Origin of the sequence: Micromonospora sp. CPCC 206060 (assembly GCF_036906895.1) — a bacterium.
In the GTDB taxonomy this organism is placed as follows: Bacteria; Actinomycetota; Actinomycetes; order Mycobacteriales; family Micromonosporaceae; genus Micromonospora.
The window spans coordinates 48,414-73,968 of record NZ_JBAKHU010000021.1; the positions used below are offsets into that span (position 1 = coordinate 48,414).

The window sequence follows — 25,555 nt, forward strand, 5'->3', positions numbered from 1 at the left end:
GCCCGGGCACCCGGGCGTGGTGCCGGTGGGTGCTCAGGGCAGGCGGGAGAACCAGCGCAGCGAGCCGGCCGCCGCGCCGAGGGCGAAGAGCAGTCCGATCCCGATGAACCGGGCCGAGATGTCCTGGCGTTCCAGCCGGTAGCCGACCGAGGTGCCGATGTCCTCGTAGACGGCGCGCAGTTCCTCGCTGGTGCTCGCCTCGTGGTAGCGACCACCGGTGGCCTCCGCCACGTCCCTGAGGGTCTGGCCGTCGACCGGTACCTGGATGGGCCGGCCGCCCCGGTCGACGGACCCGGACAGCGTGCCGAAGGAGATGGTGTGTACGGGTACCTTGGCCGCCACCGCGTCGTCGGCGGCCTCCACCGGGTCCCGCCCGGAGGTGTTCGCGCCGTCGGAGAGGACGATGATCCGGGCCGGGGGCGGCTGTTTCGCCGCCTGGTTGTCCAGGCCCCGGATGGCCTGGAGCGAGGTGCTGATCGCCTCACCGATGGCGGTGCCCTGCACCCCGGTGGCCCCCTCGGCCAACCGCTCGATCCCGCTGTGCAGGGCACCGCGATCGGTGTCCGGCGGCACGAACACGGCGGCACTGCCGGCGAAGGCGACCAGCCCGACGTTGAACTCGTCCGGTAGCCCGTCGACGAACCTGCCGGCGGCCATCTTGGCAGCGGTCAGCCGGTCCGGCTCGACGTCGGTGGCGAGCATCGAGGTGGAGACGTCCACCGCGACGATCACCGTGGCCCGTTCCCGGGGTACCCGCACCTCGGCGGTCGGCCGGGCGAACCCGACGACCAGCAGCGCCAGCATGGCCAGGAAGAGACCGGCCGGTACGTGCCGGCGCCAGGCCGGTCGCTCCGGGGCGACCCGGTCGAGCAGTCGCAGGTTGGTGAACCGGACGGCGTACCGGCTCTGTCGCCGCTGCATCAGCAGGTAGTACACGGCGAGGGCGAGCACGCCGACGAGCAACCAGAGCCGGACCGGTGACGCCCAGGTCATGCCGTACCTCCCCGGGGCACCCGGGCACAGGAGGTCGCCGCCAGCCGCCGCTGGGTACGGACGTGCCGGACGATGTCGGCGGTCCAGTCCCGGTCGGTACGCAGCGCGAGGTGGGTCGCGCCGGCCCGGTGCAGGGCGTCGCGTACCCGGTCCCGCTCGGCGGCGGCGGCCTGCGCGTACCGGTCCCGCAACCGTCTGTCCCCTGTGGACACCTCCCGACGCCGGCCGGTTTCCGGGTCGACCAGGGTGACCAGGCCGACGTCGGGCAGTTCCCACTCGCGTGGGTCGGTCACCTCGACGGCGAGTACCTGGTGCCGGACGGCGAGCCGGCGCAGCGGCCGCTCCCAGTCCGGGGCGGCCGACTGGTCGTCCGGCAGCCCGTCGAGGAAGTCGGAGACCACCACGACCAGGCCCCGCCGGACGGCCACTGCCGGCAGCGCGGCCAGCACGTCGGCCAGGGCGGGCGGCCCGGTCCCGGCGGCCGGCAGGGTTGCCCGGGTGCCGGCCGGCAGGGCTGCCCGGGTGCCGAGCGGCAGGGCCGCCGGTGTGCCGGCCCGGGGCGCGTCGAGCAGGGTACGCAGCAGACCCAGCAGGTGGGTCCGCCCGGCTCGGGCCGGGAGGCGGTGCAGCCCGTCGGCGCGCAGCACCACGGCACCGAGCCGGTTGCCGATCCCGGCGGTGAGAAACCCGACCGCCGCGACGGCGGCCACCGCCAGTTCCCGCTTGTCCAGCACCGCGGTGCCGAAGTCCATGCTGGCCGTCGCGTCGACCGCCAGCCAGGTGCTCAGCTCCCGGTCGGCGTCGACCTCCCGGACGTGCGGCACAGCGGTCCGGGCGGTCACCGCCCAGTCCATCCGGCGGACCTCGTCCTCGCCCGGGCGGTACTCGCGACTGCCGGCGGGTTCGCTGCCCGGACCGGGCAGCAGCCCCCGGTACTGGCCGTGCAGCAGCCCGTCGAGCCGCCGGTGCACGGTCAGCTCCAGCCGCCGCAGCCGTCCGGGTGGTACCAGGTCGGTCAGCCCGGGGTCGGGTTCGACGGGCGGCGCGGCACGGCGGGCGGTGGAGGCGGTCGGGCCGAAAAGTTCCCGGCGCCTCATGCCGCCGCCAGATCGGGTACGGCCTGCTCCTGGCCGGGTGCGATCCGGGGTGGTGGTACGGCGTCCACCAGTCGACGGACCACCGCCTCGGCGGTGATCCCGTCGGCGACCGCGTCGAAGGAGAGCACCAGCCGGTGGCCGAGCACGTCGGCGGCGAGGTCTCGGATGTCCTCCGGGAGCACGTAGTCCCGCCCGCGCAGCATGGCCTGCGCCCGCCCGGCCGCGACCAGTCCCAGGGTGGCCCGGGGGCTCGCCCCGTAGGCCAGCATCGACGCCAGGTCGGGCAGGCCGAAACGGGCCGGGTCACGGGTGGCCAGGATCAGCCGGACGATGTACTCGGCGATGGCGTGGTGCACGAAGACCGCGTTGGCCCGGGCCTGCAACTCGCGGAGTCGGGGCGGGTCGAGCACCTGCCGGGCGGTCGGACGCTCGGTGCTCATCCGGTAGAGGATGGCCAGCTCGTCGGTGTCGCTCGGGTAGTCGACGATGACCTTGAGCAGGAAGCGGTCCCGCTGCGCCTCGGGAAGCTGGTAGACCCCCTCCGACTCGATCGGGTTCTGGGTGGCCAGTACCAGGAACGGCTCGGGTACCCGGAAGCTGCGACCGCCGATGGAGACCTGCCGCTCGGCCATCGCCTCCAGCAGCGCGGACTGGACCTTGGCGGGAGCCCGGTTGATCTCGTCGGCGAGGACCAGGTTGGCCATCACCGGGCCGAGTTCGATGTCGAAGCTCTCCTTCGACGCCCGGTAGATGCGGGTACCCACGATGTCCGAGGGGACCAGGTCCGGGGTGAACTGGATCCGGGAGAAGGTGCCACCGACAGCGGTGGCGAGGGTCTGCGCGGCGAGGGTCTTGGCCACCCCCGGTACGCCTTCGAGCAGGCAGTGCCCGCCGGCGAGCAGCGCGGTGAGCAGGCGCTCGACGAGCCGGTCCTGCCCGACGATCACACGTTTGACCTCGAAGAGGGTCTGTTCCAGCTCCGAACCCGGCGCACCGGTGTCGACCGTGCTGGGCAGGCTGGCCAGGGTGTCCGAGATGTCCGTCACGGCGCAACCTTCCCGCCGGAACGGGAGCCAAACATGAAACCCTGTCGCTTCGACCCGGCTGGGCGGACCCTCGGGCCACCGCCCCCGGCACGCCGGACGCCGGCCCGCCCGGGTGGGCGGACCGGCGTCCGTGAGCCGTGGTCGTCAGTCGTGCACGGCCAGGTGGAAGCTCAGGTCGGCGCGGGCCCCGGCCGAGTTCCAGGTCTGCACGAAGACGCCGTTCGGGATGCCCGTCCGGCCGACCACGGCGATCTCACCGGGCGGGGAGATGCCGACGCTGCCGGTGAGCCCGATGGTGCCCTGGAAGCTCCCGCGGGACACGTCGTGATCGAAGATCACCTGGTACTGCCCGGTGGTCAGACGCAGCGCGGAGACCACGTTGAGCCCCCGGAAGAGGACCCCGCCGCTGCTCACCACGGCGGTGGAGGTTCTGGCGGAGGTCGGCAGCGCGTTCACCGAGGGGCTCTTCATCGCGGCCCGGGCGGCCTCGATCTGCGCCTTGGTGGCGACCGGCTGCTGCTCGACAGCGACCCGTCCCGGCCGCGTGTCGTCGGTGCTGGGCGCGGCGGTGGCGATACCGCCGGCAAGCAGCGACAGCGCGAGCGCGCCGACCGCCGCCAACCCGGCCCTACGTCGACTGATTCTTCCCATGACTGATGTCCCTCTTCCTGCCCGACTGGCATTCCTACGGTTTTACCGGCGATTCCGGAAAGAATCGCGGCAGACATCACCGGACAATCAGGCAACACACTTAACCACTCATGGTCGCAGCATTTAATGAGAGGAAAGTTCTTCCTGTCGGAGCCTGATCACCCAGCACGCGAGGCGGTCTTCACACCCGCTCTCACCAGGGAGTACTACGGAGAGTTTTTGTGCCGCAACCAGTGGAAAAGGTAACAGCGACGAAAGCCCAGGGTCAATAGCCGATCAAAGCTGGACATATTTGCGACACCGGGGGTCAACCACTCCACCGAGTTCCGGGAAATGCGTGTGCAATTCACTTCTCGCATTGTGCCGTTTGGCATCCCGGGCGGGTTGCCGGGCACTGGCTATCCTGACGATCATGACTGCTCCCACAGCGGTGCACCGCCACGCGTCCCACGGGCTGACCGTGCTCTGCTGGCTGGCCGCAGCACCCGGGCTCGGCGTGACGGTGGTCCGCCTCACCGGGGCGGACCACGGCCCACTGGTGCAACTGCTCGCCTTCACCCCGTACGTCGCCGCCTCGACGCCGCTGGCGGTGCTGCTCGCCCTCGCCCTGCGGCGCTGGTGGCCGGCGGGCGTCGCGACCCTGACCGCGCTGGCCCTGATCGGCGTGGTCGTCCCCCGCGTGGTGCCCGACCGGGCGTGGGAGACCACCGGACCACTGCTGCGGGTGCTCACCGCCAACCTGCTCAAGGGCGGCGCCGACCCGGCACACCTGGTCGGACTCGTCCGCACCCACCGGGTGGACGTGCTCGCGGTGCAGGAGTTCACCGCCACCGCCGCAGCGGAACTGGACCGGGCCGGGCTGGCCACGCTGCTGCCCCACCGGCACCTCAACCCGGAGACCGGCACCACCGGCTCGGGGATCTACGCCCGGTTCCCACTGCGCGACGGTGGGATGCGCCGCAACCCCGGATTCGGGTTCAGCCAGGCGTACGCCACGCTCACCGTCGACGGGGCACCCCCGGTGCTGGTCGAGTCGGTCCACCCGGCCGCCCCGTACGCCGTCTCCGTGGTCGACGACTGGCGGACCGACCTGGCCGCGCAGCCACCGGCCACCCCGGACGGACCACTGCGGATCCTGGCCGGCGACTTCAACGCCACCCTGGACCACGCGCCACTACGCGCCCTGCTCGACACCGGGTACGTCGACGCGGCGGACGCGGCCGGCGCGGGACTCGTCGGCACCTGGGGACCGTACGACGGGGACCCGATCCCGCCGGTCACCATCGATCACGTGCTCGTCGACCGGCGGATCCTCGTCCGCACCGTCTCGGTACACGGCCTGCCCGGCAGTGACCACCGGGCGGTACTCGCCGAACTCCGGATACCCGTCGAGTAAGGAAGGGCCCCCTCCTATCGTTTCCGGTAGAGGAAGGGGCCCTTCTTAACACTCGTGCCAACAGCTCGCGGCAGCTACACGTGCGCGCGGTCCAGGCCGTACGTCAGCGCGTCCACCAGGGCGTGCCAGCTCGCCTCGACCACGTTCGGGTGTACGCCGACGGTGACCCAGTCCCGCCCGGCCTGATCGGCGGTCTCCACGAGTACCCGGGTCACCGCGCCGGTGCCGTGGCTGCCCTCCAGGATCCGGACCTTGTAGTCGGCCAGCTCGAAGTTGCGCAGCTCGGGATAGTGCCGGGTCAGCCCGGTCCGCAGCGCCTCGTCGAGAGCGTTGACCGGACCGTTGCCCTCGGCGGTGGCGATCACCCGCTCCCCGCGTACCCGGATCTTGACGGTCGCCTCGGAGACCACCGCGCCGTCCTCGCGGTGCTCCACGATGACCCGGTACGACTCCAGCGCGAACGGCCGGACCGGGGCACGGTCCGGCAGCTCGGAGCGGACCAGCAGCTCGAACGAGGCGTCGGCGGCCTCGAAGGACCAGCCGCCGGCCTCCAGCTCCTTGACCCGACGGGTCACCCGGGACAGCGTCTCGGGTTGGCCGGCCAGGTCCAGCCCCAGCTCACGACTCTTGAGCTCGATGCTGGCCCGGCCGGCCATCTCGGTTACCAGGATCCGCATGTCGTTCCCCACCACGGTGGGGTCCACGTGGTTGTAGAGCAGCGGATCCACCTTGATCGCGCTCGCGTGCAGCCCCGCCTTGTGGGCGAAGGCGGCGGCCCCGACGTAGGCCTGGTGGGTGTCGGGGGCGATGTTGGCGATCTCTGCGATGGCGTGCGAGACGCGCACCATCTGTTCCAGGCAGCCGTCCGGTAGGACGGGCAGCCCGAGCTTCAGTTGCAGGTTGGCGACCACGGCGAAGAGGTCGGCGTTGCCGGGACGCTCGCCGTACCCGTTGGCGGTGCCCTGGAAGTGCCGCACACCCGCCTCGACGGCGGCGACGGTGTTGGCCACCGCGCAGGCGGTGTCGTTCTGGCAGTGGATGCCGAGCCGCTCCGGACCGATCCCGGTCCGCTCGGTCAACTCGGTGATGGCCCGGGTCACCTGGGACGGCAGCATGCCGCCGTTGGTGTCGCAGAGCACCATCACCTCGGCCCCGGCGGCCAGCGCGGTCTCCACCACCGCCGCCGCGTACGCCGGATCGTGCCGGTAGCCGTCGAAGAAGTGCTCGCCGTCGACGAAGACCCGGCGCCCCCGCGCCACCAGGTGGGTCACCGTGTCGTGGATCATCGCCAGGTTCTCCGCAGCGGTGGTCCGCAGCGCCCGCTCGACGTGCCGCAGGTCGGACTTGGCGACCAGGGCGACCGCCGGGGTCTCCGCGTCCAGTAGGCCGCGCACCTGCGGATCGGCCTCGACGGCGACCCCGGCCTTGCGGGTGGCCCCGAAGGCGACGAGCACCGCGTGCCGCAGGTCGAGTTCGGTCCGGGCCCGCCGGAAAAACTCGGTGTCCTTGGGTACCGCACCCGGCCAGCCGCCCTCGATGAAGCCGACGCCGAACTCGTCGAGCAACCGGGCGACGGCGAGCTTGTCGACCACCGAGTAGCTGATCCCCTCGCGCTGCGCTCCGTCACGCAGGGTGGTGTCGTACACCTGGTATGTCATGACAAATCCTTCCGGGCGGGTCGACGGACGGTCAGTGGGCTGGGGTACGGATACGGTGGGCAACGCTGCCGGGCGGCGTACGACGCTGCGGCGCCGGGCGGACACGCCGCCGGTCCGGCGGAGCAGCCCGGACCAACAAAAAGACCCCCCGCGGATGCGGGAGGTCTGCGCGTCGGCGAGAGGGCCGGCGCGCTAGGTGCGAATAATCAGTGCAAGGCGGGTCACGGTGGGTACTCTGCCACTCAGAACCTGGTTGTGGGAGGGAAAACCCACATGTCGGGACGCGACACCAGCCCGCCGGGTGACCCAGCGTTGCCGCCGCCCCAGCCGGAACGACCCGCCTGACCCCCGGCGCCGGTGATCGACTTCACAAACAACCAGGCCGCCACCTTGCGGAAACACCCCTGAGGAAATATCTGGAACGAATCCAGTTACCGGCCTCGCGCCGCAGTCAAGGAGGACCAGTGCTCACTGTCGGTGACCGCTTCCCCGAGTACGAACTCACCGCATGCGTCTCGCTCGATGCCGACAAGGCGTTCGAATCGATCAACCACAAGTCCTACCAGGGCAAGTGGCGGGTGGTCTTCTTCTGGCCGAAGGACTTCACCTTCATCTGCCCCACGGAGATCGCCGAGTTCGGCCGCCTGAACGGCGAGTTCGCCGACCGCGACACCCAGGTACTCGGCGTGTCGGTGGACAACGAGTTCGTCCACTACGCGTGGCGCAAGGACCACCCGGACCTGCGGGAGCTGCCGTTCCCGATGCTCAGCGACATCAAGCGCGAGCTGACCAGCGCCTGCGGCGTGCTGGGTGAGGACGGCGTGGCCCAGCGGGCGACCTTCATCATCGACCCGGACAACGAGATCCAGTTCGCCATGGTGACCGCCGGCTCGGTCGGCCGGAACGTCTCCGAGGTGCTGCGGGTGCTCGACGCCCTGCAGACCGACGAACTCTGCCCGTGCAACTGGAACAAGGGCGGCGACACCCTCGACGCCACGAAGCTGATGGCCGGGGTCTGAGCCATGGGACTCGACGCGATCAAGGCGGCACTGCCGGAGTACGCCAAGGACATCAAGCTGAACCTCGGCTCCACGGTCGCCACCTCGACCCTGACCAAGGACCAGGCCTGGGGCACCGCGCTGGCCTGCGCGGTGGCGGCCCGTAACCCGGTGGTGCTCGCCGAGATCGCGGCCGAGGCGGCCGAACACCTCAAGCCGGAGGCGGTCGAGGCAGCCAAGGGCGCCGCCACCATCATGGCGATGAACAACATCTACTACCGGGCCAAGCACCTGATCGGCGACGAGCAGTACGCCTCGATGCCGGCCCGGCTGCGGATGCAGATCATCGCCAGGCCCGGGGTGGAGAAGGGTGACTTCGAACTCTGGTGCCTGGCCGTCTCGGCGATCACCGGCTGCGGCGTCTGCCTGGAGTCGCACGAGAAGACCCTGCGCGGCGCCGGGTTCACCCGGGAGCAGGTGCACGAGGGGCTGCGGATCGCGGCCGTCGTACACGCCGCCGCGGTGGCGCTGGACGCCGAGGCCGCCCTGCGCTGACCCGACATTCCGGTAGCCGGTGTGTAGGAGGCGCAACCGGGGGTAGGAAGGTTCGGGACAGAGCACCATCCCCGAACGAACTGGTCGAGAAGAGGAGGAACAGTCCAATGGACCGGCTCGATCCTCAGACGACGCACGCCACCACCGGGCCTCTCACCCACGGTGGTCAGGGCGCCTTCCCCGGCGGTGCACCCACCGGATCCTTCGACCCCTGGCGGTACCGGGACGACACCACTGTCGGTGGCGTCGACCTGGCCGGCTACAAGGTCGAGGCGACCGATGGCGGAATCGGCAAGGTCGACTCCGCCAGCCACGAGGTCGGTTCCAGCTACCTCGTGGTCGACACCGGGCCGTGGATCTTCGGCAAGAAGGTGATGATCCCGGCCGGCGTGGTCAACCACGTCGACCACGACGACCGCAAGGTCTTCGTGGACCGGAGCAAGGACCAGATCAAGGCCGCTCCGGAGTACGACGAGGAGAGCCACGCCGACCCGGTGTACCGGGAGAAGCTCGGTGGGTACTACAACGACACCTACTCGGCGTTGCCGCCGGACCCGCTGCGGTGACGACGGGCAGTACCACGCCGCTGCGGTAACGGCGGCGGGGGCGACAACGACGGCGGGCGGGACACTGCGGTGTCCCGCCCGCCGTTATCTTGTCCCAGGTGGACGCGACCCAGGAGAACCGCCGCAACCCGTACCCCTTCACCACCCTGTTCAACTTCCGCGACGTCGGTGGCTACGCCACCCGGGACGGCCGCATCGTCCGCTGGCGCCGGCTCTACCGCTCCGACTCCCCGCACCGGCTGACCGGTGCCGACGCCCAGGCGTTCGCGGCCCTCGGTGTCCGTACCGTCGTCGACCTGCGTCGCCCCTACGAGGTGACCCGCGATGGCCGGGTCCCCGAGTTCGACGGGCTGGCCTACCGGCACATCCACCCGGAGCACCGGGAATGGGCCGAGTCGCGGTACGACGGCGCGACGGACCTGGCCCGCTACCTGGCCGACCGGTACCGCGACCTGGCCGAGACCGGCGCCCGGGGACTGGCCGGGGCGGTCGGGGTGATCGCCGAACCGGCTGCCGCCCCGGTGGTGGTGCACTGCGTCGCCGGCAAGGACCGCACCGGTCTGGTCTGCGCGTTGACCCTCGCGGCACTGGGCGTGGCCGACGACGACATCGTCGCCGACTACGCGTTGACCGACGAGGGGATGGCGCGTTACCTGGCGTCGACCATTGCCGGGCCGGACACGAACCCGTTGGGGGTACCGCTGCCCTGCCCGCCCGAGGCGATGGCACTGTTCCTCGCCGAGCTGCGCCACCGGCACGGTTCGGTGGAGGAGTACCTGATGACCGGCGGACTGACCGCCGACCAGCTCACCGGTCTCCGCGACCACCTGCTGGGGTGAACCCGGGCCGCCAGCCGGGCTCAGCGCACCCGGCGCACCCAGCCGTACTCGTCGTCGGCTGCACCACGTTGGATGTCGACCAACTGCTGCCGCACGCTCAGGGTGACCGCCCCCGGCCCACCGTCGCCGACGGTGAACGAACCACCCGGGTGACGCACCTCGCCGATCGGGGTGATGACAGCCGCCGTACCGCAGGCGAAGACCTCGCGCAGCCGGCCGCTGCCCGCGTCGGCCTGCCACTGTTCGAAGCTGACCGGGCGCTCGGCAACGGTGTGCCCGGCCCGCTCGGCCAACCTCAACACCGACTCCCGGGTGATGCCGGGCAGGATGGTGCCGGTCAGCGGCGGGGTGACCAGGGTGCCGTCGTCGTAGACGAAGAAGACGTTCATGCCGCCCAGCTCGTCGACCCACCGACGCTCCACCGCGTCCAGGAAGACCACCTGGTCGCAGCCGTGCTCGATGGCCTCGGCCTGGGCGACCAGGGAGGCGGCGTAGTTACCGCCGCACTTGGCCGCCCCGGTGCCACCGGGGGCGGCGCGGGTGTAGTCCGGCGACACCCACACGGTCACCGGCTGCACCCCGCCGGGGAAGTACGACCCGACCGGCGAGGCGATCAGCACGTAGAGGTACTCGTTGGCCGGTCGGACCCCGAGGAACACCTCGCTGGCGAACATGAACGGTCGCAGGTAGAGGCTGCCGCCCTCGACCGAGGGGATCCACTCGCGGTCGATGTCGACCAGGTGGTGCAGCGACTCCAGGAACACCTGCTCGGGCAGCTCGGGCATGGCCATCCGGCGGGCCGAGGCGGCGAACCGGGCGGCGTTCGCCTCCGGGCGGAACAGCGTCACCCCGCCGTCGACGCTCTGGTACGCCTTCAACCCCTCGAAGATCTCCTGCGCGTAGTGCAGCACGGCACTCGCCGGGTCCATCGGGATCGGCGCCCGCGCCTCGACCCGGGCGTCGTACCACCCCTTGCCGTCCGCGTACCGGATGGTCACCATGTGGTCGGTGAAGACCCGACCGAAACCCGGGTTGGCCAGCAGCGCGGCACGGTCGGCAACGGATACCGGCGCAGGATTCGGACGGATCTCGAATTCGAGCTTGTCACCACCGCTCATCGCGCTGACCTCCGTATGGGTGGGCGTCCGGGGCTGGGACGCCGGTAGCAGGTGCTGAGAAACTTACCCCGAACGGTCGTTCACCGGGAGCGCCCGGTGGGCACCTGCCCGGGAAACGACTGCGGGGACACGGGATGCCGGCCGGCGGCCCGGGAGGGCCACCGGCCGGGTGGTCGACGGATCAGATGGGCTGGACGGTCAGCCGGCGGCGAGCGCGGCGAGCCGGTCGCCCACCTCCTCGGTGTGCAGCGGCGCGCCCGGGGTACGTCCGGCGAGTTCGGCGGCGACCGCCCGGCTCACCCGGGCGGCGGCGTCGGCGTGGCCGAGCTGGTCGAGCAGGAGCGCCGCGGAGAGTACGGCGGCGACCGGGTCGGCCACGCCGCGACCGGCGATGTCCGGCGCGGAGCCGTGTACCGGTTCGAACATCGACGGGTACGTCCCGTCCGGGTTGATGCTGCCGCTGGCGGCCAGCCCGATCCCACCGGTGACCGCAGCGGCGATGTCGGTGAGGATGTCGCCGAACAGGTTGTCGGTGACCACCACGTCGTACCGCTGGGGCTGGGTGACCAGGAACATCGCGGCGGCGTCCACGTGCTGGTACTCGGTGGTCACGTCCGGGTGCTCGGCGGCGACCGCATCGAAGGCGCGGGCCCAGAGCGAGCCGGCGTGGGTCAGCACGTTGGTCTTGTGCACCAGGGTCACCTTGCGGCGCTCGCGCCGCTGGGCACGGGCGAACGCGTCCCGGATCACCCGCTCCACCCCGTGCCGGGTGTTCAGGCTCTCCTCGGTCGCCACCTCGGCGGGGGTACCCCGGTGCAGCGAGCCGCCGGCGCCGGCGTACAGCCCCTCGGTGCCCTCCCGGACCACCACGAGGTCGACCTCGCCGGGCTTGACGGTGGCCAGCGGGCCGGTGGTGCCGGGCCAGAGCCGGGAGGGGCGCAGGTTGACGTACTGGTCGAAGGCGAAGCGGAGCCTGAGCAGCAGGCCGCGCTCCAGCACGCCGGGCGGTACCGTCGGGTCACCCACCGCGCCGAGCAGGATCGCGTCGTGCCCGGCCAGCTCGGTCAGGACCGAGTCCGGCAGCACCTCGCCGGTCCGGTGGTAGCGGGCCGCGCCCAGGTCGTACCCGGTGGCCTCCACCCCGGGCAGCACCGCATCGATCACCTTCCGGGCCTGTGCGACCACCTCGGGTCCGATGCCGTCACCGGCCACCACCGCGATCCGAGCCACCGCCACGTTGCGCTCCTCTGCCGCTCGTCGTTGTCGCCACGGTACGCCCCGTCCCGCCCCCCGGTACAAAACTCCTACCATATGGGAAAGATCAGCGCACAGGAGCTTCTCAGGGCAGATTCACCTGGCAGTCATCCTGACTGCCTATCGTGGGGACCGAGCGGGCGGGGAGTCCGGCCCGCCGGTCGGAGGGAGCCGTTCATGCTGGTCCACGAGGCGGCACAGGCGCCGCGCGTGAGTCGACCCGGCTGGTGGCGCCGGCCCGACCTGCGGCTCGGCGCCATGGGCCGACGCCGGGCCAGCATCCCGACCGCCCGACCCGACCGGATCGTGGTGAGCCACACGGTACGCACCTCGATGGCCGAGTACACGCTGGTGCTCAACGGCTCGATGGAAATTGGCCGGCGGGTGCTCGGGGACGCGCTGCGCGACGCGGTCGCCGAGTTGCGCGCCGTGGACCTGACCTTCAGCCCGGCCCGCCCGGGCAGCCTGGTATCCCGGCTGCGCCGGGACGAGATTGCCGTCGACTCCTATCCACCGCTGGCCGACCTGGTCGACCGGTGCGCCGGGATGCGGGCCGCCACCGACGGCTGGTTCGACGCGTGGGCGGTGCCGGGCGGATTCGACCCAGCCGGGCTGCTCGGCGGCTGGGCCGTCGAACGGGCGGCGGCCCGGTTGCGCGCCGCCGGCGTCTCCGACTACGCCGTGGTCAAGGGCGCCGACCTGACGGTACGCGGGAACGCCCCGCACGGCGGGCCGTGGCGGGTGGCGGTACACCACCCGACCGACGGGCGGCAGGCACCACTGGTACTGGAGATGACCGCCGGGGCCCTGGGCACCTCGGGGGTGGCCGGACGACGTGGGCACGTCGTGGACCCGCACACCGGGCAACCCGCCGACCAGCTGGTCGCCGCGACGGTGGTCGGACCGGACCTCGCGGCGGCCGACGCGTACGCCACGGCGCTCTTCGCGGCCGGACCGACCGGCCTGGACTGGTTCCCGACCGCCGACGGTTGCCGGGCACTGCTGGCCGCCCGCCGCTGACGGCGCACCCCGCCGGACTGGACGGACACCTCGCCGAGCTGGCCGCGATCGGTCCCCACAGCCGCGGCAACGACCATGGGGACCGGTCAGCGACGAGTGCACGTGGCTCGCGCACGCGAGGGGATGCGGACCGGCCGGCCGGGCGACACACCTCGTCACCCGAAGACGGGTCGACGCCTGGTAGGACCGTAACCGCATCGTCACGCTAGCGAACCGTCGTGAGACACCGCAAGAGTCTCCACTGCGGACCCCGGTTGCCGTTCCACCCGCGCGTCGACCCGGGGTACGTGCGCAAACACGAATGCGGGATGGCACGCTGTCCGCCGTGAGTTTCGATCTGATCGTGTGGGCTCTGCCGGACAGGGCCACGTCAGCGGAAGTGCGGGCGGCTCATGGGCGGTGCCGGCAGGGCATGCACGTCCAGAGCCAGCCGGACCCCCGGTTGGTCCGCTTCTACCGGGCGATCACCGCCAGCTATCCGGATCGACCGGCCGGTCCGGACACCCCGTGGCAGGTGGCTCCGCTGCACGCGGCGGCCGACCACATTGAGATGAACCTGCACGAGACCTGCCCGGACCAGGTGCTCCTGGACATCGAACGGCTCGCCGCCGAGTGCGGTCTGCTGCTCTTCGATCCACAGGACGGCTCGGTCTACCCACCCACGCCGGTACGCGGCTGACCGGCCACACCGGTCCGGCGGCCGGCCGACGTAGCACCCCTGCAAACCGAGGAGCAGTGTGCACGCCGCGCGGGTACCGCGCGGCGTGCACACTGCCGGACCGGTCCGGACCCGCTCACCAGGCCGCCGGGTAGTAGGGCACCGACCAGCCCCGGTAGGAGACGTGGTCGAGGTAACCGGCCACCCCGACGCCACCGCTGACCGAGGTGCCGATCACCTTGCCCTCGCCCAGGCTGATCGCGACGTGTCCGGTGCCGGCCGAGTTGTGGTACCAGACCAGTGCGCCGCGCGGCGGGATGCCGGTCGTCTTCAGGTAACCGTGGCTGGCGATCCAGTCACCACCGACCTCGGCGCTGTACCAACCGGACCCGCCCCAGCCGTACGCCTGGGCGGTGAACGCGAGACAGAGGTTCTCGTAGGACGTCGAGCGGTAACGCTGGAACGCCCAGTCGATCGCGCCGTTGGTGGAGCGCGGGTTGGTCTTCGACGACGGCTCCGCTCCAACGAACGAACAGCTGTTGACGATCTGACCGTCGGATCCGGTGTGGACGTACGCGTCGGAGACCATGCCACCGTTGGAGAGCAGGTCCCACAGGTTGGTGGTGCCGTAGGTGCCGGTCACCGTCTCACCGGTGGTCTGGCACAGCAGGGTCACCGTCGCCCCGTCGGCCACCGTCCGCCAGGAGTCGTACCCGGTGCCGGGCCCCGACCGGACGTTGAGCGCCGTCCCGGCGGTGTTGATGGTGCCGGTGGCCGAGTCGGCGTACGCCTGCGCCACCCCGGGCAGCGTGCCGACCAGGCCGACGACCGCCGCCACCAGGACGGCTATCGACCGCCCACGCCGCTTTGCATTGATAGATGTCATCATATCGATCAAGCTAGCAGCCCGGCGGTCCGCTTCCCAGGGGCCACGGGATGAACAGGGGTGCTCCCGGGAAACGGCAGGGGCCCGGCCGTAAGGCCGGGCCCTGTGCACACCGGACACCGGTGCGCGAAACCGTCCGTCACCGCGGTACGCGGTTCGGCGACCTACTCGTCGCGCAGGTCGGCGGCGCTGGCGGCACCCGCGCCGATCGAGTCCGCGGCGGAGGTCAGCAGGTCGGCGCTGACCGCCGAGTCGACGGTGAGGGTCATCAGCGTCTCGCCGCCGGCCTCCCGACGGGCCACCTGCATCGCGGCGATGTTGACCCCGGCCTCGCCGAGGATCGTGCCGACGGTACCCACCACGCCGGGCCGGTCGACGTAACGCAGGAAGAGCAGGATGCCCTCCGCACCGATCTCGACGGCGAAGCCGTCGACCTCGGTCAGTTTGATGACGTCCCGACCGCCGGCGGTGACCACCGTGCCGGAGACGCTCACCGTACGGCCGTCGGGCAGCGCGCCCCGGACCGTGACCAGGTTGGAATGCTCGACCGTGTCGGTGTGCGTGGTCAGGGCGACCTCGACCCCCCGGTCGGCCGCGATGTGCGGGGCGTTGACGTAGGTGACCTGCTCCTCGACCACCGAGCTGAACAGCCCCTTGGTCGCGGCCAGCTTGAGCACCGACACGTCGTGGGCGACCACCTCGCCGCGCACCTCGACGGTCACGCTGGCGGCGACGCCGCCGGCCACCGCGGTGAACGCCCGGCCCAGCTTCTCGGCGAGCGCGAGCAGCGGCCGGACGTCCTCGGCGACCACGCCGCCGGCCTGCACGTTCACCGCGTCCGGGACGAACTCACCCTGGAGGGCCAGTTTGACGCTCTTGGCCACCGCGAGACCGGCCTTGTCCTGCGCCTCACCGGTGGAGGCACCCAGGTGCGGGGTGGCCACCACGTTGTCGAAGGCGAACAGCGGCGACGAGGTGCACGGCTCCTTGACGTACACGTCGACGCCGGCACCGGCCACCCGGCCCTCGGCGAGGGCGTCGGCGAGCGCCTGCTCGTCGACCAGCCCACCACGGGCGGCGTTGATGATCCGCACGCCCGGCTTGACGATCGCCAGTTCCTTCTCGCCGATCAGGCCGACGGTCTCCGGGGTCTTGGGCAGGTGGATCGAGATGAAGTCGCTCTCCCGCAGCAGCTCCTCCAGCCCCACCAGGCGGACCCCGAGCTGGGCCGCGCGGGCCGGCTGGATGTAGGGGTCGTACGCGATCAGCCGGGTGCCGAAGGCGGCGATCCGCTGGGCGAACAGCACGCCGATCCGGCCGAGCCCCACCACACCGACGGTCTTGCCCTGGATCTCCACACCGGTGTACTTGGACCGCTTCCACTCCCCCGCCTTCAGCGCGGCGCTGGCGCTGGCCGTGTTGCGGGCCACCGCGAGCAGCAGCGCGAGCGCCTGCTCGGCGGCGGAGACGATGTTGGAGGTGGGCGCGTTGACGACCATGACCCCACGGGCGGTGGCCGCCGGCACCTCGACGTTGTCCAGGCCGACGCCGGCACGGGCTACCACCTTGAGCCGGGAGGCCGCAGCGATGGCTTCCGCGTCGATCTGGGTGGCACTGCGCACGATGACCGCGTCGGCCTCGGCGAGCGCGGCGAGCAGCGCCGGGCGGTCGGTGCCGTCGACGTGGCGTACGTCGAAGTCGTGCGCGAGCACCTCGATGGCGGAGGGAGCGAGTTCTTCGGCGATCAGTACGACAGGAGTCATTGGTCCTCGTAGATGTCGTCAGAGCGATGGGGCGCGACGGCGGGGCGCCGCTCTGCGCCCTGCGCTCGGCCGGATGATGGCCGTCGGTGCCAGTTGCACACCTATGAGCGATCGTAGGGTGCGGGTCGCGGGAGATGGTCAGCGGACCCGGGTGAGTGCCCTCACAAATCAGACCTAAGGCACTGATCACCTTCCGAGCCGTACCCCGGCACCGCCCGACCTCACCAGACCTCACCCGATCGGGATCGGCGGGGTGCCTCGGATGTCTGTCCCGCGCGCTGTCGAGCTGCACCGTCCATGCGTGCACCGGGTTGCCGCCCATGCCGGGAGGCCTACGTCCGGTTATCGCCCCCATTCGCAGACCTGCGTCGGGTTACCGCCCCCAACCGGGCACGTGTTTCTGGTTACCGCCCCCAACCGGGACCTACGTCCGGTTGCCGCCCCCAACCGGGACCTGCGTCGGGTTACCGCCCCCAACCGGGGGCGTGTTTATGGGTGCCGCACCCAAACCGGGACATGCGTCCGGTTGCCCGCCCACGTCGGGAGAGACCTGCGACACGGTCCGGTTTGCACGCACAACCGGTGCAGCTCGACAGCGCGTCGACCACATCTACGCCCCGACCGCGCCGGTAAGCCGCCGGCGGTCCGCAGCACCCACACCGGCCCACCGCCACAGCGGCCCCACAGACGACAGCGGGCCCAGAGACGACAGCGGGCCCAGAGACGACAGCGGGCCCAGAGACAACACCGGTCCGCAGCCGGCGCCGGGGAGAGCGTCGGCTGCGGACCGGTGTCCGGCAACAGTCAGGCGGTCTCGGTGATCGGCCGGTCGACCCAGCTCATCATGTCGCGCAGCTTCTTGCCGGTCTCCTCGATCGGGTGCGCGGCACCCTCGGCCCGCCACTTGGCGAAGTTCGGCCGGCCCGCGTCGTCCTCGGCGATCCACTCCCGGGCGAACTCGCCGGACTGGATCTCACTGAGGATCTTGCGCATCTCGTCCTTGGCGCGGGCGTCGACCACGCGCGGGCCACGCGAGTAGTCGCCGTACTCGGCGGTGTCGGAGATGCTGTAGCGCATCCGGGCGATGCCGCCCTCGTACATCAGGTCGACGATCAGCTTCAGCTCGTGCAGGCACTCGAAGTAGGCGACTTCCGGGGCGTACCCGGCCTCGGTCAGCACCTCGAAACCGGTCTGCACCAGTGCCGACGCCCCGCCGCAGAGCACCGCCTGCTCACCGAAGAGGTCGGTCTCGGTCTCCTCCTTGAAGGTGGTCCGGATCACGCCGGCCCGGGTGCCACCGATGCCCTTGGCGTACGACAGGGCCAGCGCCAGGCCGGTGCCGCTGGCATCCTGCTCGACGGCGACCAGGCAGGGCACGCCCTTGCCGTCGACGTACTGGCGACGGACCAGGTGACCGGGGCCCTTCGGGGCCACCATCGCCACGTCCACGTCGGCCGGCGGGGTGATCAGCCCGTACCGGATGTTGAGGCCGTGGCCGAAGAAGAGCGCCTTGCCCGCGGTCAGGTTGGGCTCGATCGCCTCAGCGTAGAGCGCCCGCTGGGCGGTGTCCGGCGCGAGCACCATGATCACGTCGGCCTCGGCCGCCGCCTCGGCCGGGGTGAGCACCCGCAGGCCCTGCTCCTCTGCCTTGGCCCGGCTCTTCGAGCCCTCCGGCAGACCGATCACCACGTCGACCCCGGAGTCACGCAGGGACAGGGCGTGCGCGTGGCCCTGGCTGCCGTAACCGAGCACGGCGACCTTCTTGGCCTGGATCAGGCCCAGGTCGGCGTCGTCGTCGTAGTACACCTCAACGCTCATTGACTTCCCTTTCGTACGGCGGTCCTGCTGCGGCCCGTCGTGGACTGTGTGGCCTGACGGCCGGGAAAAACTAGGCGGCGCGCAGCGCCGGGCCGGCGGTGATCGACCGGGAGCCCCGACCGATCGCCACCAGCCCGGACTGGACCATTTCCTTGATGCCGAACGGCTCCAGATCGCGCAGCAGCGCGTCCAGCTTGTCCGGCGTACCGGTGGCCTCGATGGTCAACGTGTCCGGCGCGACGTCGACCACCCGGGCCCGGAAGAGGTTGACCGTCTCCAGCACCTGCGACCGGGCCACCCGGTCGGCCCGCACCTTGACCAGGAGCAGTTCGCGGGCCACCGAGACCCCCGAGTCCAGCTCGACGATCTTGAGTACGTTGACCAGCTTGTTGAGCTGCTTGGTCACCTGCTCCAGCGGGGACGACTCGGCGTTGACCACGATGGTGATCCGGGAGACGTCCGGGTTCTCCGTCTCACCGACGGCCAGGCTGTCGATGTTGAACCCCCGCCGGGAGAAGAGCCCGGAGACCCGGGCCAGGACACCCGGCTTGTTCTCCACCAGCACCGAAAGCGTGTGCATCGTCATCTCAGATGTCGTCCTCGTCGAAGACGGGGCGGACGCCCCGGGCGAACATGATCTCGTCGTTACTGGTGCCGGCGGCCACCATCGGCCAGACCATGGCGTCCTTGCCGACCACGAAGTCGATCACGACCGGGGCGTCGTTGATGGCCATCGCGGCCTCGATGGTCCTGTCCACGTCGGCGGCGTTCTCGCAGCGTAGACCGACACAGCCGAGTGCCTCGGCGAGCTTGACGAAATCCGGGATGCGGTGCTTGTGGGTGCCCAGCTCGGTGTTGGAGTAGCGCTCACCGTAGAAGAGGGTCTGCCACTGACGGACCATCCCGAGGTTGCCGTTGTTGATCAGCGCCACCTTGATCGGGATGCCCTCCAGGGCGCAGGTGGCCAACTCCTGGTTGGTCATCTGGAAGCAGCCGTCGCCGTCCACCGCCCAGACGGTGGTGTCCGGCATGCCGACCTTGGCGCCCATCGCCGCCGGAACGGCGTACCCCATCGTGCCGAGACCACCGGAGTTGAGCCAGGTGTGCGGCTTCTCGTAGGAGATGAACTGCGAGGCCCACATCTGGTGCTGGCCGACCCCGGCGGCGTAGATCGCGTCCGGGCCGACGATCTCGCCCAACCGCTTGATCACGTACTGCGGGGCGAGGGTGCCGTCGGCCGGCTCGTCGTAGCCGAGCGGGTAACGCTCGCGCAGGTCGTCGAGCTGGGCCCACCAGTCGGTCTGGTCACCGACCCGGCCACCGGAGTTGGCCCGCTCGGCGGTGACCGCCCCGATCAGCTCCTCGATCACCTGCCTGGCGTCACCGACGATCGGCACGTCGACCGGCCGGTTCTTGCCGATCTCCGCCGGGTCGATGTCGGCGTGCACCACGGCCGCGCCCGGGGCGAAGGAGTCCAGGTTGCCGGTCACCCGGTCGTCGAACCGGGCGCCCAGCGCCACGATCAGGTCCGACTTCTGCAGGCCGTAGACCGCCGCCACGGTGCCGTGCATGCCCGGCATGCCCAGGTGCTGCGGGTGCGAGTCCGGGAACGCACCCCGGGCCATCAGCGTGGTGACCACCGGGATGCCGGTCAGCTCGGCGAGCTGGCGCAGCCCTTCGGTGGCGCCGGCCTTGAGCACACCGCCGCCGACGTAGAGCACCGGTCGGCGGGCGGCGGTCATCAGCCGGGCCGCCTCGCGGATCTGCTTGCCGTGCGGGTGCACGGTCGGCCGGTAGCCGGGCAGGTCCAGGGTGGGTGGCCAACTGAAGGTGGTCTGCGCCTGGAGCACGTCCTTGGGGATGTCCACCAGCACCGGGCCGGGCCGGCCGGTCGAGGCCAGGTGGAACGCCTCGGCGAGCACCCGCGGGATCTCCTCGGCGGTCTGCACCAGGAAGTTGTGCTTGGTGATCGGCAGGGTGATGCCCTGGATGTCCGCCTCCTGGAAGGCGTCCGTACCGATCGACGGCCGGGCCACCTGGCCGGTGATCGCGACGATCGGCACCGAGTCCATGTACGCGTCGGCGATCGGGGTGACCAGGTTGGTGGCACCCGGCCCGGAGGTGGCGATGCAGACGCCGACCTTGCCGGTCGCCTGTGCGTATCCGGTGGCGGCGTGGCCGGCGCCCTGCTCGTGCCGGACCAGGATGTGCCGGACGGTGGAGTCGTAGAGCGGATCGTACGCCGGCAGGATCGCCCCACCGGGGATGCCGAACGCCACGTCGACGCCGAGCGCCTCAAGGGAACGGACCAGCGAGCCCGCGCCGGAGACCTCGATCGGCGCTTCGGTGCGTACCCCGTTGGGGGCGACGGTGGACGGGCGCAGCGCGGCCGCGGCGGGCTGGTCGGCCTCGCGGGCCGGGTCGGCGACCGACCGCGACCGCCGGGCGGAATGGGCGAGGGTCTCGGGCGTGGGTCTCGTCATGACGGTTCAGGCCTTCGGCTCGGGTGGTGACTCTTCAAGCGATGCAATGCGGGCGACGCCCGCCCCGACAGGTCCAGCGGCAATAAAAACGGCCCTCGTGCAGATGCACGGGGCCAGCGCACTCTCAACGGGGAGAGTGCGCTCAGGTAAGTACTCGGAACGACCGGCTCGACGACATGAGGTCAAGACTGCCCCATCTCAAGCGATGAGTCAACTGATCTCAAATATTGGACGGGGGAATCACTCCGGACGTCGACTGATCGCCCTCGGCAGCCCGGTTGACCTGGTCCGATGCCGGTCCGGACGTGGAGGGGCTACGGGGTGCCGGGGCCGGTGGCAACGCGGGACGCAGGGGTGCCGGACGGGCCCCCGGCGAGGTGGCCGCCTCCAGCATCGCCTCCAGGTGCTCGGCCGGTACGCCCCAGCCGAAAAGCTGCCCCTGACCGAACCGGCACCCGGCGGCCACCACCGCAGCCAGTTCCGTGGGGTTCGTCACGCCCTCGGCGATCACCTCAAGGCCCAACTGGTGTCCCAGGCGCATCACCACGTCCACCATCGGCGCGAAGGCCGGGCCGTCCCGGTCCACCGGCCGGACCGGCTCGTGTTCGGCGACCAGACTGTGGTCGATCTTGAGAATGTCGATCGGCAGCCGGCGTAGCTGGCCGAGCGAGGAGTAACCGGCACCGAAGTCGTCCAGGGCGATCCGTACGCCGGTCAGCCGCAGCGCGGACAGCCGCTCGATCAGCTCGTCCACGTCGTCGGCAACGGTGTGCTCGGTCACCTCCAGCACCAGCCGCTGCGGTGGTACCCGGTGCGCCCGCAGCGCGTCGGCGACCTGGTCGACGTACTGCGGGGCGTGCAGTTCCCGGGGGGACACGTTGACCGACAGCCAGACGTCGTGGCCCTCGGCAAGCCAGCGGGAGAGCTGGTGGCAGGCCTGGTGCAGCACCCAGTTGCCCAGCCTGGCGATCATCCCGCACTCCTCGGCCAACGGGATGAACTCGTCCGGACGGACGTTGCCCAGCTCCGGATGGTGCCAGCGGAGCAGGGCCTCCGCGCCGACCGGCCGCACCGAGGGGACCGCCACCACGGGCTGGAAGGCCAGCCGCAGCTCGTCCCGCTCGATCGCGCCGCGCAGTTCGTGCTCCAGCGTGGTCCGGCGGCGCAGCATCGTGTCGTAGGCCACGTCGTACCGCTCGACCCGGTTCTTGCCGCTCTGCTTGGCGTAGCGCAGAGCCAGGTCCGCGTTGCGCAGCAGCACCTCGACGTCGGACTCCCCCGCGTCGCCGGCCAGGCCGATACTCACCGAGAGGAAGACCGGCCCGCCGGGCTGGTCGTACGGGCGGCTGAGCACCCCGAGCAGCCGTTCGGCGACCCGCTGTGCCTCCTCCGGCCGGGCCCGCATCAGCACCGCGAACTCGTCACCGCCGAGTCGGGCCGGCAGGTCACCGGGACGCAGGTTGCCCCGCAGCCGGTGGCCCACCTCGACCAGTACCGCGTCACCGGCGTCGTGGCCGTGCAGGTCGTTGACGTTCTTGAAGCCGTCCAGGTCCAGGGCGAGCAGCACACACGGGCCCCGGTCGCCGATGGCGTGGTGCAGGGCGCGCAGCAGTCCCCGCCGGTTGGCCAGCCCGGTCAGCGGGTCGCTGTGCGCCAGTTCACGGAAGTGCGCCTCGCGCTCGACCAGCCGGCCCGCGTAGTCGCGCAGGTCCCGCAGCGTGACGTGCTGCCGGGCCACCAGCGCGAACCCCTCCAGGCTGCCGGCGACGATGCCGTACCCGTCGAAGTCGCCCTGCCGCAGCAGGTGGTACATGGCGGACAGCGCCATGGCGACCATCGGCACGAAGGCGTACCCGCTGTCCCGCCGGACCTCGTCGACGTCCACCGAGCCGAGCGGCCCCGGGTCGTGCCCGACCAGCGCGCAGGTCAGCAGGCCCCCGGCGAGCAGCAGCGCACCGGTACAGGCCAGAGCCAGGCCGCCCTGGCAGAGCCCGGAGGCGAGACCGAGCCCACCGGCGCTGACCGCGGTGATGCCGACCGCCAGCCAGGCCAGCCGGCGCCGGGGCCGGGCGGCCCGCAACACGATGATCAGGGTGAGCCCGGCGGCGAGCGCCGTGGTCGCCGTGGCCAGCAGAATGGGTAGGCAGGCCATCGGGGTGACGTCGCCGAGCAGCCGGGTCGGCTCGGTGAAGAGCACCCAGCCGACGAACCAGAGCGCGGTGCCCATGATGAGGCCGTCCAGCACCAGCCGGAGCGCGGCGGCCCGGGTACCGACGACACCCGGCAGGCGCAGCAGGCCGGCGCAGGAGAGCAGACCGCTCAGCGACATGCCGACCGCGACCACGGTGGCCAGGTCGGTACGCGGATCCTGGTGCCCTTCACCGCCGTTGATCAGCACGATCGTGCCGAGCAGGCCGAGCAGCAGGGTGAGGAGCCCGGCCACCGCACCGGCTGCCAGCAGCCCGTACGCCCCGCCCCGGCGGCGCGCTGAGATGACCAGCAGCACGGTGGCAAAGGCGGCGGTGGCCCCGCTCGTCGACGCGACAACCATCATCCCCGGGGTGAGGTGCACGCATCAACTGTGCCGGATACCGCAAGCCGCCGCCGGACCGGGTGTGCAACTGTTGGGACGCAACCGGTGGGGCGCCGGTTGCACGGCACCGGCGGTGGCACACTGGGCCCATGCCTGACCTGCGGTCGAAGACCTCCACGCACGGCCGGACCATGGCCGGTGCCCGGGCCCTGTGGCGGGCCACCGGGATGACCGACGACGACTTCGGCAAGCCGATCGTCGCCATCGCCAACAGCTTCACCCAGTTCGTACCGGGGCACGTACACCTCAAGGACATGGGCGGACTGGTCGCCGACGCGGTGGCCGAGGCCGGCGGCGTGGGTCGGGAGTTCAACACCATCGCGGTCGACGACGGCATCGCCATGGGCCACGGCGGGATGCTCTACTCGCTGCCCAGCCGGGAGCTGATCGCCGACGCGGTGGAGTACATGGTCAACGCGCACTGCGCGGATGCCCTGGTCTGCATCTCGAACTGCGACAAGATCACCCCCGGGATGCTGCTCGCCGCACTGCGGCTCAACATCCCCACCGTCTTCGTCTCCGGCGGGCCGATGGAGGCGGGCAAGACGGTCGCCATCGAGGGCATCGTGCACTCCAAGATCGACCTGATCGACGCGATGATCGCCTCGTCCAACGACGCGGTCACCGACTCGCAGCTCGGCGAGATCGAACGCTCCGCCTGCCCCACCTGCGGCTCCTGCTCCGGCATGTTCACCGCCAACTCGATGAACTGCCTGACGGAGGCGATCGGGCTCGCGCTGCCCGGCAACGGCTCGACGTTGGCCACCCACGCCGCCCGCCGGTCGCTCTTCGTCGACGCCGGCCGCACCGTCGTGGAGATCGCCAAGCGCTGGTACGACGGAGACGACGCCTCGGTGCTGCCCCGGGCGATCGCCTCCCGCGCCGCGTTCGAGAACGCGGTCGCCCTGGACGTGGCGATGGGCGGCTCGACCAACACCGTGCTGCACCTGCTCGCCGCCGCCCGCGAGGCCGAGCTGGACTTCAGCGTCGCCGACATCGACGCCATCTCCCGCCGGGTGCCCTGCCTGGCCAAGGTGGCGCCCAACTCGCCGAACTACCACATGGAGGACGTGCACCGGGCCGGTGGCATCCCGGCCATCCTCGGTGAACTGGACCGGGCCGGGCTGCTCAACCGGGACGTACACGCCGTGCACGCGCCGAACCTGACGCAGTGGCTGGCCGACTGGGACGTCCGGGGCGGTTCCGCCCGGCCGGAGGCGGTCGAACTGTTCCACGCCGCGCCCGGCGGAGTACGCACCACCGAGCCGTTCTCCACCACCAACCGCTGGTCGACGCTGGACACCGACGCGGCCGGCGGGTGCATCCGGGACCGGAAGCACGCCTACTCCGCCGACGGTGGGCTGGCCATCCTGCACGGCAACCTGGCCCCGGCCGGCTGCGTGGTGAAGACCGCCGGAGTATCCGAGGAATGCCTGACCTTCCGTGGCCCGGCCAAGGTGTACGAGTCGCAGGACGCCGCCGTCGAGGCGATCCTGGCCAAGCAGGTCGTCGCCGGAGACGTGGTGGTGATCCGGTACGAGGGGCCGAAGGGCGGGCCGGGCATGCAGGAGATGCTCTACCCGACCTCGTTCCTCAAGGGCCGGGGGCTGGGCAAGGCCTGCGCCCTGCTCACCGACGGCCGGTTCTCCGGTGGCACCTCCGGACTCTCCATCGGGCACGTCTCCCCGGAGGCCGCCTCGGGTGGGCTGATCGCCCTGGTGGCGGACGGCGACGAGGTCGTCATCGACATCCCCGGCCGGTCCATCGAGCTGAACGTGCCGGCCGACGTGCTCGACGCCCGCCGGGTCGCCCAGGAGAAGCGCGACAAGCCGTACACCCCGCTGGACCGGGAGCGGCCGGTGTCCGCCGCGCTGCGTGCGTACGCCTCGATGGCCACCTCGGCCAGCGACGGCGCCTACCGCCGCGTCCCCGACTGAGGTGTAAGGAAGGGCCCCTTCTTATCGCTTTCGGTAGAGGAAGGGGCCCTTCTTAACGCCTGCCGGCCGGTGCCTCCGCTGCGGCTGGGTACGCCGCCGACGCACCGGCCCGACCGGGGCACAGGGGTCACGCACCGGCCGGGCCAGGATGGAACAGGGCTTCTGCTCACCACGCTCCGGCGAGGGCCGCCGACCGACCCCGATGCGCCCGCCACCCCCGGCCGCC

General features: G+C 71.3%; 21 protein-coding genes. 8 read left to right on the forward strand and 13 right to left on the reverse strand.

Features of this window, described 5'->3' with window-relative positions; translation table 11 throughout:
* Positions 1-33 precede the first annotated feature (33 nt).
* From V6U90_RS15660 to V6U90_RS15675, 4 genes are all read right to left on the reverse strand, one after another.
* Positions 34-993 (reverse strand): VWA domain-containing protein, encoded by a 960-nt coding sequence (locus V6U90_RS15660; RefSeq protein ID WP_334436316.1) that lies wholly within the window; start codon positions 991-993, stop codon positions 34-36.
* The gene (locus V6U90_RS15665; RefSeq protein WP_334436319.1) at positions 990-2,090 is read right to left on the reverse strand and encodes a DUF58 domain-containing protein; all 1,101 of its coding nucleotides are present in this window, start codon (positions 2,088-2,090) and stop codon (positions 990-992) included. Before V6U90_RS15665 ends, V6U90_RS15660 begins: the two co-directional genes overlap by 4 nt.
* The gene (locus V6U90_RS15670; RefSeq protein WP_334436322.1) at positions 2,087-3,136 is read right to left on the reverse strand and encodes an AAA family ATPase; all 1,050 of its coding nucleotides are present in this window, start codon (positions 3,134-3,136) and stop codon (positions 2,087-2,089) included. The genes V6U90_RS15665 and V6U90_RS15670 overlap by 4 nt, the downstream gene beginning before the upstream one ends.
* Positions 3,137-3,280: 144 nt before the next feature.
* Positions 3,281-3,787, reverse strand: coding sequence for a hypothetical protein (locus V6U90_RS15675; protein ID WP_334436326.1), 507 nt, complete (start codon positions 3,785-3,787; stop codon positions 3,281-3,283).
* 412 nt (positions 3,788-4,199) lie between these two features.
* Between V6U90_RS15675 and V6U90_RS15680 the strand changes: the two genes are divergently transcribed.
* A complete protein-coding gene (locus tag V6U90_RS15680) occupies positions 4,200-5,183 on the forward strand; it encodes an endonuclease/exonuclease/phosphatase family protein (protein ID WP_334436329.1) in 984 nt (327 codons plus the stop codon).
* A 74-nt stretch (positions 5,184-5,257) separates the two neighbouring features.
* On the opposite strand, the gene cimA is transcribed toward V6U90_RS15680, so the two are convergent.
* The gene (gene cimA, locus V6U90_RS15685) at positions 5,258-6,841 is read right to left on the reverse strand and encodes a citramalate synthase (protein WP_334436333.1); all 1,584 of its coding nucleotides are present in this window, start codon (positions 6,839-6,841) and stop codon (positions 5,258-5,260) included.
* A gap of 464 nt (positions 6,842-7,305) precedes the next feature.
* Here cimA and V6U90_RS15690 point away from each other — a divergent pair, with 464 nt between their 5' ends.
* From V6U90_RS15690 to V6U90_RS15705, 4 genes are all read left to right on the forward strand, one after another.
* Positions 7,306-7,860: a peroxiredoxin gene (locus V6U90_RS15690; RefSeq protein WP_334436336.1), complete on the forward strand. Its 555-nt coding sequence runs from the start codon at positions 7,306-7,308 to the stop codon at positions 7,858-7,860.
* A 3-nt stretch (positions 7,861-7,863) separates the two neighbouring features.
* Positions 7,864-8,394, forward strand: coding sequence for a carboxymuconolactone decarboxylase family protein (locus V6U90_RS15695; RefSeq protein WP_334436339.1), 531 nt, complete (start codon positions 7,864-7,866; stop codon positions 8,392-8,394).
* A 107-nt stretch (positions 8,395-8,501) separates the two neighbouring features.
* Positions 8,502-8,960, forward strand: coding sequence for a PRC-barrel domain-containing protein (locus V6U90_RS15700; protein ID WP_334436341.1), 459 nt, complete (start codon positions 8,502-8,504; stop codon positions 8,958-8,960).
* A gap of 89 nt (positions 8,961-9,049) precedes the next feature.
* The gene (locus tag V6U90_RS15705) at positions 9,050-9,799 is read left to right on the forward strand and encodes a tyrosine-protein phosphatase (RefSeq protein WP_442933590.1); all 750 of its coding nucleotides are present in this window, start codon (positions 9,050-9,052) and stop codon (positions 9,797-9,799) included.
* A 20-nt stretch (positions 9,800-9,819) separates the two neighbouring features.
* On the opposite strand, the gene V6U90_RS15710 is transcribed toward V6U90_RS15705, so the two are convergent.
* Both V6U90_RS15710 and V6U90_RS15715 read right to left on the reverse strand, forming a co-directional pair.
* Positions 9,820-10,917 (reverse strand): branched-chain amino acid aminotransferase, encoded by a 1,098-nt coding sequence (locus tag V6U90_RS15710; protein ID WP_334436346.1) that lies wholly within the window; start codon positions 10,915-10,917, stop codon positions 9,820-9,822.
* A gap of 198 nt (positions 10,918-11,115) precedes the next feature.
* A complete protein-coding gene (locus V6U90_RS15715) occupies positions 11,116-12,147 on the reverse strand; it encodes a 3-isopropylmalate dehydrogenase (protein ID WP_334436425.1) in 1,032 nt (343 codons plus the stop codon).
* A gap of 201 nt (positions 12,148-12,348) precedes the next feature.
* Here V6U90_RS15715 and V6U90_RS15720 point away from each other — a divergent pair, with 201 nt between their 5' ends.
* Together V6U90_RS15720 and V6U90_RS15725 are read left to right on the forward strand one after the other, a co-directional pair.
* On the forward strand, positions 12,349-13,191 hold the full coding sequence (locus tag V6U90_RS15720; protein WP_334436348.1) for an FAD:protein FMN transferase: 843 nt from the start codon (positions 12,349-12,351) through the stop codon (positions 13,189-13,191).
* 325 nt (positions 13,192-13,516) lie between these two features.
* Positions 13,517-13,870 carry a hypothetical protein gene (locus V6U90_RS15725; RefSeq protein ID WP_334436351.1) on the forward strand — a complete coding sequence of 118 codons (354 nt, stop codon included), beginning with the start codon at positions 13,517-13,519 and terminating at the stop codon, positions 13,868-13,870.
* A 115-nt stretch (positions 13,871-13,985) separates the two neighbouring features.
* Here the strand turns inward: V6U90_RS15725 and V6U90_RS15730 are convergent, their stop codons facing one another.
* The 6 genes from V6U90_RS15730 to V6U90_RS15755 form a co-directional block, all read right to left on the reverse strand.
* The gene (locus V6U90_RS15730) at positions 13,986-14,738 is read right to left on the reverse strand and encodes a hypothetical protein (protein ID WP_334436353.1); all 753 of its coding nucleotides are present in this window, start codon (positions 14,736-14,738) and stop codon (positions 13,986-13,988) included.
* A gap of 161 nt (positions 14,739-14,899) precedes the next feature.
* Complete coding sequence (gene serA / locus V6U90_RS15735) at positions 14,900-16,498, reverse strand: phosphoglycerate dehydrogenase (RefSeq protein ID WP_334436355.1); 1,599 nt, start codon at positions 16,496-16,498, stop codon at positions 14,900-14,902.
* A gap of 804 nt (positions 16,499-17,302) precedes the next feature.
* Positions 17,303-18,316 carry a ketol-acid reductoisomerase gene (gene ilvC / locus V6U90_RS15740; protein ID WP_334436358.1) on the reverse strand — a complete coding sequence of 338 codons (1,014 nt, stop codon included), beginning with the start codon at positions 18,314-18,316 and terminating at the stop codon, positions 17,303-17,305.
* 70 nt (positions 18,317-18,386) lie between these two features.
* Positions 18,387-18,902, reverse strand: coding sequence for an acetolactate synthase small subunit (gene ilvN / locus V6U90_RS15745; RefSeq protein WP_334436361.1), 516 nt, complete (start codon positions 18,900-18,902; stop codon positions 18,387-18,389).
* Between the two features lies 1 nt (position 18,903).
* Entirely contained in the window at positions 18,904-20,799 is a 1,896-nt protein-coding gene (locus tag V6U90_RS15750) for an acetolactate synthase large subunit (RefSeq protein ID WP_334436364.1), read from the reverse strand.
* 220 nt (positions 20,800-21,019) lie between these two features.
* Positions 21,020-23,353, reverse strand: a complete 2,334-nt coding sequence (locus V6U90_RS15755) for a putative bifunctional diguanylate cyclase/phosphodiesterase (protein WP_442933596.1) — start codon at positions 23,351-23,353, stop codon at positions 21,020-21,022.
* Between the two features lie 128 nt (positions 23,354-23,481).
* On the opposite strand from V6U90_RS15755, the gene ilvD reads away from it, so the two are divergent.
* On the forward strand, positions 23,482-25,329 hold the full coding sequence (gene ilvD, locus V6U90_RS15760; RefSeq protein WP_334436370.1) for a dihydroxy-acid dehydratase: 1,848 nt from the start codon (positions 23,482-23,484) through the stop codon (positions 25,327-25,329).
* The last annotated feature ends 226 nt before the right edge of the window (positions 25,330-25,555 follow it).